General features: G+C 49.5%; 8 protein-coding genes and 1 riboswitch. Of the genes, 7 read left to right on the forward strand and 1 reads right to left on the reverse strand.

The features are described 5' to 3' along the window. The first annotated feature begins 237 nt into the window (after positions 1-237). From ACFQ88_RS04420 to ACFQ88_RS04450, 7 genes are all read left to right on the forward strand, one after another. Positions 238-4,032: an Ig-like domain-containing protein gene (locus ACFQ88_RS04420; protein ID WP_379452369.1), complete on the forward strand. Its 3,795-nt coding sequence runs from the start codon at positions 238-240 to the stop codon at positions 4,030-4,032. Positions 4,033-4,223: 191 nt separating this feature from the next. Next, positions 4,224-5,180 carry a hypothetical protein gene (locus tag ACFQ88_RS04425; RefSeq protein ID WP_379452371.1) on the forward strand — a complete coding sequence of 319 codons (957 nt, stop codon included), beginning with the start codon at positions 4,224-4,226 and terminating at the stop codon, positions 5,178-5,180. A gap of 6 nt (positions 5,181-5,186) precedes the next feature. Then, positions 5,187-8,081 carry an excinuclease ABC subunit UvrA gene (uvrA, locus tag ACFQ88_RS04430; protein WP_379452373.1) on the forward strand — a complete coding sequence of 965 codons (2,895 nt, stop codon included), beginning with the start codon at positions 5,187-5,189 and terminating at the stop codon, positions 8,079-8,081. A 334-nt stretch (positions 8,082-8,415) separates the two neighbouring features. Then, the gene (locus tag ACFQ88_RS04435; protein WP_379453572.1) at positions 8,416-9,159 is read left to right on the forward strand and encodes a MerR family transcriptional regulator; all 744 of its coding nucleotides are present in this window, start codon (positions 8,416-8,418) and stop codon (positions 9,157-9,159) included. Between the two features lie 176 nt (positions 9,160-9,335). Continuing rightward, positions 9,336-9,484, forward strand: a riboswitch (cyclic di-AMP (ydaO/yuaA leader). A 102-nt stretch (positions 9,485-9,586) separates the two neighbouring features. Next, on the forward strand, positions 9,587-9,754 hold the full coding sequence (locus tag ACFQ88_RS04440; protein WP_379452375.1) for a hypothetical protein: 168 nt from the start codon (positions 9,587-9,589) through the stop codon (positions 9,752-9,754). Between the two features lie 165 nt (positions 9,755-9,919). Next, the gene (locus ACFQ88_RS04445) at positions 9,920-10,363 is read left to right on the forward strand and encodes a DUF6376 family protein (protein ID WP_379452377.1); all 444 of its coding nucleotides are present in this window, start codon (positions 9,920-9,922) and stop codon (positions 10,361-10,363) included. Positions 10,364-10,486: 123 nt separating this feature from the next. Next, a complete protein-coding gene (locus tag ACFQ88_RS04450) occupies positions 10,487-12,790 on the forward strand; it encodes an ATP-dependent DNA helicase (RefSeq protein ID WP_379452379.1) in 2,304 nt (767 codons plus the stop codon). Here ACFQ88_RS04450 and ACFQ88_RS04455 read toward each other — a convergent pair. Beyond that, complete coding sequence (locus ACFQ88_RS04455; RefSeq protein ID WP_379452381.1) at positions 12,779-14,263, reverse strand: aminotransferase-like domain-containing protein; 1,485 nt, start codon at positions 14,261-14,263, stop codon at positions 12,779-12,781. The two genes, ACFQ88_RS04450 and ACFQ88_RS04455, sit on opposite strands and share 12 nt — an antisense overlap. Between the last annotated feature and the right edge of the window lie 156 nt (positions 14,264-14,419).

The raw sequence follows: 14,419 nt of genomic DNA on the forward strand, positions 1-14,419 counted from the left end.
GCCTGCTTATTCGGGCTTCTTTTTTATTTCACAAATGCGAGAAGGGTAACTAGTTAGTTTCGGACAAAAAGAAATTAGTTTTGCGTATTCCAACCTGATTGAAAGCGCTTTATAATGTTGTACGAGTCCGGCCGTTTTCCGGAAAATACACAATTATGGAGGTGAATACCAACGCAATCCATTAGACGCTTGCTGCGTTAACCAATCCAAGCAGCATAGAAGAAAGGTGATAAAAAAATGCAACTAATGAAACAAAAAAGCAGCGCACTACTGGCACTACTTCTCGTCTTTTCTCTTCTGTTTCAGGGTCAATGGTTCATGCCTGCTTCCTTGGCCGCAGGTACAGGGGAAGTCAACTATGCTTTGGACAAGCCGGTTAAGGGCAAGAGCTCGGATACATCCGCAGGTAGGGCAACCACCGCTTTGGATGGAAATCCGGCTACCTATTGGCAGCCATTGCAAGCTGACCGCAAGGACGATTTGAATGTATGGATGACCGTCGATTTGACGACGACGCAAGCTTTTCATAAGACGATCCTTGATTTCAATGGAACGCAAGGGCTCGTAAGCGGCTACAGCATCTTGTATTCGAACGACAACTCCAATTGGAGCGTAGCATATGAAAAGAACAGCGCAACAGAAGCTGTTGCCGCTGTGGATTCGGTATCTTTTCCAGAAGTGTCAGCAAGATATGTGAAGGTTTCCGTCAATTTGACCAGAGACTCGCTGTTTAAATTGGCTGAGTTCGAAGTCATTAGCGGAGGAGATCCGAACGCGGTCGACTTGAAATCGGTATATTTTGCCGATCCTGCGGGAACGGCTTATACGGAAGACACAACCATAAAAACTCAGGTGAACGGCAGCGTTCCGTTGAAGCTGCATGCCAAGCTGAGCAATGGCGAGGAAATCGACCCGGCGGATCCGAGACTGAGTGTTGCCATTACCAGCGCGAAGCCGGCAGTGGCTGCGGTTGATGCGACCGGGAACGTGAGCGCATTGGCTTCCGGGGTAACGCAAATTACAGGCACGATTATTTCCGGCAGCAAGACGGTTACTACGAGCTTGTGGATCGACGTAGCCAACCCAGAGCTGCTTATTGCAGATCTGCAATTGACGCATCCGACGATGACCATCCAGAACGGACAGCCGGCTTTCGTCAAGCCGGGCGATGTGTATCCAACCGTTCAGTTCAACGCTTTTGTCAATGCCGAGATTAGCGGCGAAGTGGTGGATGGATCGCAAAATGTAGTACATCGTTTCCCGGCAGCTTCCTTGACCGCAGGAACGGTTCAACAGCTGACGGTACCAGGTACGGTGTCTTCCATCGGCGAACACCAAATCAGGCTTACGATTACCCCTGCAGGTAAAGCGCCGATCTACGATACGTTCTATTTCTTCTCGGCAAACGAGAATACGATTCCAGCCGGCCAAAGCAAATTGGCCTTCACGGGAACAGACGGCAAAATGGTCTATGTGCCGGATTTCAAGGGCAATAAAATCATTGATTACTCCAATGCGGGATATATGGGCGGAGGCGTGAAGCTTCCTGACGTTCCTGTCAAAATGACGCTCTATCCTAACCCTGAAGGCGATGATACGGCACGAATCCAGGCCGCTATCGACGAGCTTTCCGCTATGCCCTTGTCTCAGGATGGCTTCAGAGGCGCGCTGCTGCTTTCCAAAGGAACCTATCGTTTGGGCGGCAAGCTGGCCATTCGGGCATCCGGTATCGTGTTGCGTGGCGAAGGGCAAGGAGCTGACGGCACGATTCTGTACGGTACGGGTACCGACCAAAGAGATTTGCTGGAAATTGGTGGCGCGCGGGGACCTGTAGTCAATACCGCGGTATCCACAACAATCGCCGACATGTTTGTGCCTACAGGTGCGCGCAGCTTCCGGGTTTCGGATGCAAGCCAGTTCCAAGTTGGCGATACCGTTATGGTCCGTAGGAAAGGAAATGACCGTTGGATTCATGAGCTCAAGATGGATCAAATCACGGACAGACCGGGAACTACGAACAGCACGCAGCAGTGGACGCCGTTCGATCTGAACTTTGACCGCGTCATTACGAATATTCAAGGCAACGTCATTACTATCGATGCGCCGATTGCCAACTCCGTCGAATTGCGTTGGGGTGGAGGCGAGGTTCTTGCTTATGACGATTCCGACCGGATCCAACAAGTAGGTGTTGAAAACCTGCGCGTTGATGTTAATTTCGATCCGTCGATTGTCAAGCAGGACGGCGGAGTTAATTATTATGCAGATGACAGCCATCCCCAAACATTCGTTGTTCTTAGAAGCGTTAAAAACGCATGGGTACGCGATATTACGGCGCTTCACTTGGGTTACTCGATGGTCTACACGGCAAGAGACGCTAAGTGGACGACGACACAAGACAGCACCGTCCTGGAAATGGCGAGCACGCTGGACGGCGGCAGAAGATATCCGCTGCTGTACGAAGGACAGCTTGGTTTAACGCAAAGAGTCAATGTTGACACGGCAAGACATTCCTACATCGTAGGCAGCCGGGTCCCAGGACCAAACGTCTTCCTTGATGGAGTAGCAGGTACGGAATTCGCAACCTCCGAACCGCATCACCGCTGGTCTGTCGGCGGATTGTTCGATAATATCGATGCCGATATTGCGATTCAAGACCGCGGCTGGCTCGGAAGCGGCCATGGATGGGCGGGCGCGAACTGGGTTGCTTGGAACACGAAGGGCACCCTGGCTCTGCAAGGACCTCCAACAGCACAAAACTATGCGATCGGATTTACAGGGAAAGTGAGCAAGCCTTACCTTCCTAACAAAGACGATCTTAGACCAAGAGGCGAAGGCTATTGGGAAAGCACAGGTGCAGCGGTTGGACCGCGCAGCTTGTATTTGCAGCAATTGCAGGATCGTCTCGGCACCGGTGCGGTGGGCAACATTGCAGCGTATCCTTATGGACAGCCGGGACTGAGCAGCCTGACCGTTAGCACAGGTCAGCTTACTCCATCGTTTGCCAAGGATCAAACAGAGTATTCCGTCAGCGTGCCGAGTAAAGTGGAGAAGCTGACAGTAACTCCAAGCGCTGTCGACACCGGTTCCTCCATTATTGTTAACGGTTCCTCGGTTGCGAGCGGCCAAGCAAGCCAGGAAATCAGCTTGAACGAAGGAAATAATACGGTACAAATCGCCGTATATTCCCCAAGCGGCAATGCTTCCAAATCCTATACGGTTTCCATCGACCGCGCGGTGCTTCCGGTATCGTCGATCGTTCTGGATTCGAAGCTGTATTTACTGAAAGCGGACGATACGCAACAGGTTGCCGTCACAGCAGTATTTGAAGATAACAGCCGCAAAACGGTAACATCCGGCGTCACCTACCGTTCCTCCAACCCTTCCGTAGCCCAGATCGATGAGAACGGTGTCGTTAAAGGAATGGGGCCGGGAACCGCTGAAATTACAGTGGAGTATCGTGGTAAACGGGCGGAGGCAAGAGCCGTAGTTTACGGCATTCCTTATCAATTAGTGGGCATCCAGCTCGACTCCCTAGCGTATACGCTGAAGGCGGGGGAGACCCATTCCACCGTCGTTCAAGCTGTATATTCGGATTTTAGTAAGAAGCCCGTTACTGATGGAGTCTCCTTCCAATCGTCCAATACGTCGGTTGCTCAGGTTGACAGTAATGGCGTGGTTACGGCAGTAGGCAGCGGAGTGGCCGACATTATTGTGGAATATACCGGCAAACGGGCTGTAGCCAAAGTCATCGTTATTGGAGCGCCACCTGTATTTCTTAAATCTATAGATCTTGATGACCGGGAGTACTCCTTGCGTGTCGGCCAAACACACTCAACGGTCGTGTACGCAGAGTATACCGATCGGACGAAACAACAAGTCACATCCGGCGCTAACTTCCGTTCTTTGAATCCGTTCGTCGCCAATGTTGATTCGAATGGTGTTGTGACGGCATTGAAATCCGGCAAAGCCGATATTTTAGTCGAATATCAAGGCAGATTGACAACGGCTAAAGTAACGGTATCCGCGCCTTGATGGAACAACGGAGCCGGCTAGTACACATGAAATAGTTACTGCAAGCCATCGGACCTCATTCCGGTGGCTTGCTTCATGTTCGACAGCTGTTAATGGATAAAACCGTTTACAATAGAACAAATGTTTGGTATGATAATAGTGGTTAATTTTACCATAAAGGTCTGGATTTACTACCCATGGGAGGGTGTTGGATGGAACAGACGCATCAGGCCAATCGGCTGACCGCAATATTCAGAGAAGCGCTTCAGACGTTCATCGACAAGGTAAAGCAGGATGATCAAGTGATTGCCGCTGTCCTGCTAGGAAGTTTATCGTACGATCAAGTCTGGGAGAAATCGGACATTGATCTCAAGCTCATCGTTCATGATCAGAAGCTGTCCAAGGGGTACAATTGCTTTGTAGAGAACGATGTTCCTATCAACACCTCCATTCAGACACGAAACGATTTCAAGCGGTGGATGGAGAGATCCATTCAGACTTCTATAGATCATTCCATGCTGTTACGCAGCACATTATTGTTTACCAAGGATCCTTCGATTGAATCATACTTTGAACAAATACGGTACGTGGGAGAACGCGACAGGCAGCTGCAGCTGCTTCGTCTCGGATGCTATGCGCTAAGTATTCTCGCTAAGGCGGAGAAGTGGCTGTATGTGAAGAATGACCCTGCCTATAGCGGATTATGGATTATGAAGATGGTGGATGTCCTGTCACAAATGGAAGTAGTCTTGAACGGAGAAGTTCCGATGCGTGAATCGGTTCAACAGGCGCTTCAACTTAACCCGGCATTCTTTCAAAGTATCTATACGGAAGTGATAACTAACGGGGCGAACGAGCATAAGGTGAAGTCCGTTCTGGAGGAGATCAATGGTTATTTGAATGTAAGGGCCGAGAGACTGTTTCAGCCGGTACTTGATTACTTGAAGGAGGAAGCGGATGTCCGCACCGCCACGGATATTGTGGAAAAGCTGGGTGTCGTCGTCCAGTTGAATACCAGCTCTATCACCACGGCATGCGATTGGCTGACGGAACGTGAGCTTCTGTCCAAAATGGAAGCAGAGACGAAAGCGACACCCAAAAGCCGGGTTGAGCTTAAGGAACCGGCGTATATGTATGAAGTTACCGATGACGATGATTGGGGGATGTAGCCGAAGATGAGACAATTCATTGAGGTCCGGGGAGCGCGCCAGAACAATTTGCAGAACGTGGATGTGAACATTCCGCGGGACAAATTAACCGTAATAACCGGAGTCAGCGGCTCCGGGAAATCTTCGCTTGCCTTTGAGGTCATATATGGCGAAGGCCAGCGGCGGTTTCTTGAATCGTTATCTACCTTCGCCAAAAGCCGAATGAGTCAGATCAAGAAGCCTGACGTGGACTTCGTGTTCGGTTTGTCTCCCGTTATTGCCATCGAGCAGAAGAAGGGGATTGTCAATCCTAGATCCACCGTCGGTACGATGACGGATATTTATGACTTTTTGCGGCTGCTGTTCGCATCTACAGGAGACGCAAGCTGTCCGTTCTGCGATCATCCGGTTCCTGTACGGACTGCCGACCAGATGATAGAGCGCATCCAGTCGCTTCCCGAAGGAACCGAAATTGAAGTATTGGCTCCCATTTACAAGATCTATGGGGAGGACTTTGAAACCTTATTTGACGAGATCCGGACGAAAGGCTTTCGAACCCTTTTGATCGATGGCGTCCCTCATAGTCTCGGGGATCCGCTGGAGCTCGACGAAGAGATGGAATACCGGATGGAAGTGGTCGTCGATAAAGTCGTTGTGAAACGCGACATTTTCAAGGTGCTCACCAAAACGATCGAGAACAGCTTGAAGCTGGTAGGAGAAGGCTTCATCCGCTTTGAAATCGTCGGGAGTCCGGAAGGCAAGCAAGTTGATGCGAACGCTTTTTATTCCGGGTTTGCCTGCCCTGAGCACCACCTTACATTAGGTGAGCTGCAGCCTTATTACTTTTCCTTTAACGACCCGGAAAGCGCCTGTCGAACATGCGGCGGGATCGGGACTTTTATGAGGACCGAATCGCGGTTTCTGGTAAAGAGCTGGGAGAAGAGCATTTTGAAAGGCGCATTGGATACGAAGCTTCTTGGCACCAGCATGAACACATGGCGATGGAGCATTCTGCACAGCTTGAGTAAGCATTACGGCTTTGATTTGGAGACTCCGCTAAATGAATTGCCGGAGGAGATTCTGAGCATATTGTTTCACGGAACGAAGGGACAAAAGTTCCCGTTCGTCGTTCCCGCCGACGCCTCCAAAACTCAAGCGAGACATGCCGGGAAAATGATGGGTTACGGCGGTTTGGTCAATATGGTGAATCGCTGGTACAAATTGTATGTCAAGCGCAAAGCTCAAAATAACACGGAAGACGAATTTTACAAACGGGTAATGGTTGAACATACATGTCCTGACTGCGAGGGGAAGAAACTGAAGCCGCAGCGGTTCTGTGTCAAAGTAGGCGGCGCCGACATACACGAGCTGTGCAGCATACCAATGATGGACCTTCAGCGGTTTATGAGCGAGCTGACATTTCGGGAGGAAAAGGCTCAGGTAGGACGGCAAATCGTCAAGGAGATCCAATCCCGGCTGACGCTGCTGTTGGATATCGGACTTGATTACTTAAGCCTCGGCCGCCGCTCCGATACAATTTCCGGTGGAGAAGCGCAGCGGATTCGGCTGTCAACTCAGATCAGCTCGGGCTTGATGGGCATGCTGTACGTACTGGATGAGCCGAGTATCGGACTTCACGCAAGAGACAGCATCCGCATAGTGGATACGCTCAGGAAGCTGCGCGATATCGGCAATACCATTATCGTGGTGGAGCACGATATGGATACGATCTGCAGCGCCGATCACATCATAGAGGTCGGCCCTGGCCCGGGCTTGCGCGGCGGACGCATTATTGCCCAAGGAACGGCAGGGGATTTAAGAGCCCATCCGGAGTCATTGACAGGATCGTTTCTAGCCGGCACCCGCAAGATCGAAGTGCCGTCGAAGCGCCGCCAAGCGTCGGGCCTAATGCTTTCTATCCGGGGAGCGAGAGCGAACAATCTGCGTTCTGTGGATGTCGATATTCCTTTGGGCGTCATGGTCTGTATTACCGGCGTATCGGGCTCAGGCAAAAGCACCCTGATTAACGAGGTCATGTATAAGCAGTTATACTCGTTGTTCCATGATGCGAGAATTGTTCCAGGAGAGCATGACTCGTTAGTAGGGAAAGAGCATTTGACAGGAATCATCAATATCGACCAATCGCCGATAGGACGAAGCTCCAGATCGAATGCGGCGACTTATGTCGGATTTTTTGACCGCATTCGTGAGCTCTATGCCGAAGCTGCCGCTGCCGCGGGTAAGGCGCTGGGCAAGAACGACTTTAGCTTTAACCAGAAGAACGGCGGGCGTTGTGAGCACTGTCAGGGTGAAGGAGTAGTCACCACCCAGCTGCAGTTCATGCCTGACGTGGAATCCGTGTGCCCCGTGTGTAAGGGAGCCCGGTTCAATGAAGAAGTACTTGATGTACGTATCAAGGATAAGAATATAGCCCAGGTACTGGAGATGAGCATCGAGGAGGCTGTAGATTATTTCTCGGACCAGTCCTATATCCTGCACAAGTTGAATGTGCTGAACCAGCTGGGTCTCGGGTATTTACGCGTAGGTCAATCGTCCACGACCTTATCGGGCGGGGAAGCACAGCGTATCAAGCTTGCCACTGAATTGAGCAAGATCAAGCGCGGCGCGCACAACCTGTACATACTCGACGAACCGACCACCGGTCTGCATTTGCAGGATATACAAAAGCTCATCGACTGTATCCATCAGCTCGTCGATGCCGGGCATACCGTCGTTGTCATAGAACATCACCTGGATATGATTAAAGTAGCCGACCACATTATAGACATGGGACCTGAAGGCGGCAAAAATGGCGGTACTGTCGTTGCCTGCGGCACACCGGAGGAAGTAGCTAAGACTGAAGGCTCGTTGACCGGCAAGTTTTTGCAGGAAGTGCTGGTTGCGGAAAACTGTTATTGGTAAAGTAAAATTGAACTTTTCAAGGTGAATGCCATTGTTAGTCCATGAGTCCATCGGACCATGGGCTTTTTGCTATAGATCTGAGAAATTTTGATTAGCTTGGGTATCGGTAAAAGCATGGCTTCTGGAACAGACTTTGTCATCTAGGTATTGAGACTTGTAGGATTGCCAACTTTGTCGTAGAGCCATGCCGAGACAATCTTGTATTCGGGGCATCGAGTGAACTCGCTGAAAGGCTCAATTTTTTAAGAATGGGCAGCAGCATAAAGTTCATTTTTCAAGTTGACTCTAACGTTACGTTATACTCTATAGTAAGTCGTGAAGGGAGGTCATCCTCATTGCAATGAAAGTAAAAGAGGTGGCGGATTTAGTCGGGATTAGTGTGCGCACACTACATCATTACGATGAAATCGGGCTGCTGAGTCCGAAGGAGATTACCGAGTCCGGCTATCGTCTGTATTCCGATGACAATCTCGAAGTGCTGCAGCAAATATTATTTTTCAGAGAGCTTGGATTTCCACTCAAACAAATCAAAGAAATCATTCACAGTCCTTCATTCGACCGACAAGAGGCATTGGAGCTGCATAGAACAATGCTGCTTGATAAGCGCAGGCAGCTCGATCAGATGATTAACACGATTGAAAAGACAATTCAACATTCGAAAGGAGAAATTCAAATGTCACAAAAGGAAAAATTCGCAGGATTTGACTTCAGTCATAATCCATATGAGCAAGAAGCTAGAGAACGTTGGGGAGATAATGCGGTCGATGATGCTAATGCCAAATTAGGGAAGCTTTCCAAATCGGAGCAAGCGGCAATGGGAGAAAGAATGAATCAGATCTATTTCAAGCTGGCCGCGCTGCGTCATAGCTCTCCACAGTCCGTCGAAGCTCAGGCGGCGATCCAAGAATGGTTCGATTTCTTGAATGAAATGGGCAGCTATTCGCTGGATGCCTTCAAAGGTCTTGGTCAAATGTATATTGATGATGTGCGCTTTACGAAGAACATTGATAATTTCGGTGATGGTCTGGCTCTCTTCATGCGCGATGCAATGGCGTACTATGCCGATACTCATAAGTAAGACTCTATACTAACCAGGCTGCTATAAGCAGCTCTGGTTTTTTTCTGCTTCCATCGTTACAGGGAGCGAGTCTTGTTTAAGCTAATCTCGAGTTACTCTTTGAGGCAAGAAGGGTAATAACGATTAGGCTTTACAAATGAACATTGTAGGGATATAATAGTATTAATTAAATATTAAACTATTTAACGCTGAGTTTTCTTTGAGAAAAACGGGGGAACCAAGTTTCATGGGGTGAATCGAGGTATGATTTCGATCGTACAGCGTAGGGCAAATTCTCACAGCCCGAATCCGACAGCTAACCTCGTAAGCGTCGTGGGAAGGATAGATTGCTTATAGCACAAGTCTAGCCTTGTGTTTTTTGTGTTTTTCTTAGAGCAAACAATCTTCCCGTCTCTGTAGTCCCGGTCATTCGAGAGGAGGATTTATAATGGAAAGCAAGGAAAAATTGTTCAGATTGTTCGATGCATTGAATGAGCATGATAAAAGAGCCGCATTTGAGTTTATTCAAGATTTGGCTAAGCGAAATGGCAAGAAGATGGATCACGAGGATGTTATTCAAGTGTATGGAAAGAATTATTATGTCGTCCCGGATTGATTCTTATTTAATCTTATAGTTGTGGAGCTGCGCAGAATACTGTGCAGCTTTTTTTTTCGTTGTCGCCCGATCGGGAGCGTTTCGCCGTGCACTTCGCCCCTTTTTGAAACCAAGACAAACAAGGCGGAGTATTACATAGTAAACGACAAAAGGAGGGGAACCTTAATGAGAGTAAAGCTGCTGCTATTACTATTGGCGGTTTCATTATTATCCGGCTGCTCTTTATTGGATAAGGTGGATCAATCGTTGAATTATGTGAATGAGGCGACCCAATTCATCAACAGCGGAACAAGACTGGCCGAGCAACTGCCGAATTTGGCAACGCAGGCTATTTCCGATCCGGAAGCGAGAACAGCCATAAAGAACGAATTCATGGAAATGAAAGCGAGAATCGAAGCCTTCAATAAGCTGGAGCCGCCTGCTTTTGCCAAGAGCATTCACGAGCAGCTGCTGGCTTATAATGAAACGTTAACCAAGCAAATCAATACGTACCTCGAGCAAATGAACGTTGGCCAAATAGACTGGAAGTCGTTGACCGATTCATCATTAATTCAGACATTGGATCAAATTACGCAAATTTTGGATAAATTACAAAACTTGACGCAATAATGACGACGACGACTCTGAATTCCCCGTATAAATTTAAGAAACCTCCTGAAGTCCTCACCTTATGGTATAATAGTCTATAAGAACAAGTGTTCCAAGAAACCTAATGGACTTGGTAGGTGGACTATGCCATATGCTGTGAAACTATCCGTAAGAGCTCTTGTTGAGTATGTGTACCGGGGCGGGAGCATCGATTCCGGTTTCCGAACGACAGCTTCCTTGCAGGAAGGGACGAAGGCACATCAAGCTATACAAAACAACTATGGCGAGCATGATCGCAAAGAGGTCCATTTGTCCGGAGATTGGGAGCATGACGATCTTCTGATTCAACTGGAAGGCCGGTGTGACGGGATTATCCGGGAGTCCGAGGGGGAGCTGATCGAGGAAATTAAGTCAACAGCCGGTCGGCTGGAGCTTATCCTTGAGGATTCTCATCCTGTCCATTGGGCCCAAGCGAAATGCTACGCCTATTTATATTGTGTGCAAGAGGAGCTTGAATCCATCCGGATTCGCTTGACTTACGTTCAAGTAGATACGGAGCAGACAAAGCAGTTCATTCAGTCGCTGACCCGCACAGAGCTGCAGCAGTTTATGGATGAGGTCATCCTTCTGTATTTGCCGTATGCCAAGCTTCAGGCCCGGCATGCCGAGGCAAGGGACCGCAGTGTAAAAGAGCTGCCTTTTCCCTATGCCGCGTATCGCCAAGGACAACGCAAGCTGGCGGGTGCCGTCTACAAATCGATTATGGAGCGGCAAACCTTATTTGCCAAAGCGCCGACAGGGACGGGAAAAACCATCTCCACTTTGTTTCCTTCGATTAAAGCGATCGGCGAAGGTCATCTGCAAAAATTGTACTATTTGACAGCCAAGACGATTACACGAACAGCGGCCGAGGAAGCTTTCCGGCTAATGCGTTCGAACGGTCTACAGCTTCGGTACGTCACATTAACCGCAAAGGATAAAATATGCTTCAAGGAAGAAACCCGCTGTCAGAAGGAATATTGCGAGTTTGCAGACGGATATTACGACCGTATCAATGCCGCCGTACTCGATCTGCTGTCAAATGAGCAGGAGATTTCGCGCGAAGTAATAGAAGCTTATGCAATGCGGCATAAGGTGTGCCCGTTCGAGTTTTCGCTCGATGTTTCTTATGCTGCGGATGCCGTAATATGTGATTACAACTATGTATTCGATCCCAAAGTATCGTTAAAACGAATGATGGAGGAGCAAAAGAAACAGACGGCCATTCTAATCGATGAAGCGCATAATCTGGTTGACCGCGGAAGGGACATGTTCTCGGCCACTCTTACGAAGTATCCGTTTTTGCAGCTCAAGCGCGAATTTAAAGAGAGCAACGCGCTGCTGGCTAAGGCCGCGAATGCGGTCAACGATTTCTTCATACGTTTTCGGAAAGCCTACTTGGAAAGCGGAAGCGTGGTGATGCCCAGCTGCCCTGAGGAGCTGGCCGAGCTACTTGAGCCGTTTATAGCTGCTGCGGAAGCCGAACTATCCGCTGGAAACGAGATGCCAGCCGAAGCAGCGACAATCCTTCTCGAAACATACTTTACCGCACAAACCTTTATCCGTACGCTTGGCTACTATAATGAGGCTTATATAACCCTAGCGGAGCTCGATCGAAACGATATCCGCTTGAAGCTGTTTTGTCTCGATCCGTCCGGTATGCTGCGCCAGATGGCGAAAGGCTTCCGGTCGCGGATCTTTTTCTCTGCGACTTTATCGCCGCTGCATTATTACCGGGAGATGCTCGGAGGGAGTCCGGACGACTATGTGCTCACGATACCGTCGCCTTTCCGCAAAGAACAGCTAGACGTGCTGCTGCTTCCGCTCTCCACAAGGTTCAGGGATCGGGAGAGAACGAAGCGGGGCATTGCTGTTAGCCTGCACCAAATCCTGCAGGAGCGCAGCGGGAATTACTTGATCTTTTTCCCTTCATACGATTACTTGAACGAGGTTCTCGAGCTGTTCATCCAATATCCCTTAGATGTACAGCTGTTGGTACAGCGTATAGGAATGTCGGAGGAAGAGAAGGAAGCGTTCCTCGATGCCTTCCAGCCTAATCCGGCTAAGCCTTGCATCGGATTTGCCGTAATGGGAGGGATGTTCTCCGAAGGGATCGATCTGACAGGGGATCGGCTGACCGGGACTGTTGTCGTTGGTGTCGGCCTTCCCCAGATCAACATCGAGCGTAATCTGATTAAACAATATTTTGATCGCAATGGAAGAAACGGCTTCGATTATGCTTACGTCTATCCGGGGATCAACAAAGTGCTTCAAGCTGGGGGCAGGCTCATCCGTACGGAAACCGATCACGGGACGCTGCTGCTTGTGGATGACCGGTTCGAGCAGCGCCAGTATGAGCATCTGCTGCCTGAAGAATGGAAGCCTCTTACAAGGTATTCACACTTCTGATGCCAACTCGCAGCCTACATCTCCATTCAAGTTCATTACATCCCGGACAATACGGGAGAGTCGTTTGAGCCCTTTTTCCAAATCTGTCAATGATGCGTAAGCGTAAGAAATACGCAGATGCCTGCTATTGTCCTTATCGTACAAATATCCCGGATTTAGCAGGATTCCATCCTTTAAGGCCAGCTCGAACAGCTTTCCCATATGCAGCGGCCGCGGCAGACACAGCCAAATATAGAATCCCCCGGAAGGCATATTCCAGGTTCCCAACGACCCGAAATGCTTATCCAGTGCAGTAAGGCAAGCATCGCGCCGCACGGCGAGCTGCCGTCTAACAGTTTGCAGATGCTCCTCATATAGACCGGTGGACAGCCATTCGGCGGCAGCCCATTGAGAGATCGAGCTGGATCCGTAATCGGTCTGCATCTTGATATCGGCCAAACGTTGGATTACCGGCTCGGGTCCAATGACCCAGCCGATACGCAGCCCGGGGCTTACGGTTTTAGACAAGCTGCCTAAGTAAAGGACGATCCCGTTGGCGTCCATTGCTTTTAACGGAGCGGGCGGCGGGTTGTCCAGCCATAAATCCCGGTATACGTCATCTTCAATAATAGGAAGGCCTTCCTTATTGCATACATCCATTAGCTGCTCGCGACGCTGTTGCGTCATCATAACGCCAGTCGGATTGTGATAGCAAGGAATCGTGTACAACAGCGCTCCGTTATGGCGTTTCTTGCAGCTAGGGAGAAGGGAGACATCAATGCCCTCGTTATCGAGCGGTATGCCCTCCATATTCATAGCGGCGGACGGGAATACCGGCACGGAATACAGGTAAGACGGCTTTTCCAATAAAACGGTCGATCCTCTGTGTAGTAATCCGAGAGAAATAAGCTGCAATGCTTGCAACGCTCCGGAAACGATCAAGATAGACGAAGGGGACGCCGTTATCCCCAGAGATTTTACGTGCCGAGAGATATGCTGCCGTAAAGCATAATTCCCTTTCGGCTCCTCATAACCGAGCGGTACGGCCCGTGCTGAGATGGATTGCAGTACCTCTTGCATTCGGTGAGAGGGGAGGAGCTCCTTCGCCAGCTCGCCGGTTCCAAGGCGGATGATTCCTGGTCGAAACTCCGCCTCATTAATTTGCTGTATTGTCGGCAGGTTCGCACTATGAGCACCTGACTTCACATAGGAAGTCCAGTCGGGAGGAGGAGTCGAGGCCATCACACTCCAAGTATGGTTAACGACAATGGTGCCTGCACCGCTGCTTCCTTCGATGAAGCCGTCTGCAGTCAATTCATCCATAGCCGCTACAATTGTGCTGCGGTTTACCCCAAAGGCTTCCGCCAGCTTCCGCTGAGGCGGGATCTTCGTTCCTACGGGCCATTCTCCGTTGGCGATTTTATTAATGATGTACGCTTTGATTTGCAAATGAAGCGGGATATGAGAGGCGCGGTCAGGCTGCCAGTTCTCCATGTCTAAAGTGTATCCTCCTGCAGGTGTTCGTTGTCATCCATTATATTATACCACTTGGTTGGTTTAGCAGCCATCCAAATGGTTGGAGCCAAGGCATCCGAAATGCATTATAATGATGGGCAAAACAAAACGACACCAAGATAAGAGAGGGTACAG

This window comes from Paenibacillus sp. NPDC056579 (genome assembly GCF_042793215.1).
In the GTDB taxonomy this organism is placed as follows: domain Bacteria; phylum Bacillota; class Bacilli; order Paenibacillales; family NBRC-103111; genus Paenibacillus_S.

Excerpts from the sequence above, each read along its gene's own strand:
- ACFQ88_RS04420 (WP_379452369.1), top strand. The coding sequence starts at position 238 with ATGCAACTAATGAAACAAAAAAGCAGCGCACTACTGGCACTACTTCTC.
- ACFQ88_RS04425 (WP_379452371.1), top strand. The coding sequence starts at position 4,224 with ATGGAACAGACGCATCAGGCCAATCGGCTGACCGCAATATTCAGAGAA.
- uvrA (WP_379452373.1), top strand. The coding sequence starts at position 5,187 with ATGAGACAATTCATTGAGGTCCGGGGAGCGCGCCAGAACAATTTGCAG.
- ACFQ88_RS04440 (WP_379452375.1), top strand. The coding sequence starts at position 9,587 with ATGGAAAGCAAGGAAAAATTGTTCAGATTGTTCGATGCATTGAATGAG.
- ACFQ88_RS04445 (WP_379452377.1), top strand. The coding sequence starts at position 9,920 with ATGAGAGTAAAGCTGCTGCTATTACTATTGGCGGTTTCATTATTATCC.
- ACFQ88_RS04450 (WP_379452379.1), top strand. The coding sequence starts at position 10,487 with ATGCCATATGCTGTGAAACTATCCGTAAGAGCTCTTGTTGAGTATGTG.
- ACFQ88_RS04455 (WP_379452381.1), bottom strand. The coding sequence starts at position 14,263 with ATGGAGAACTGGCAGCCTGACCGCGCCTCTCATATCCCGCTTCATTTG.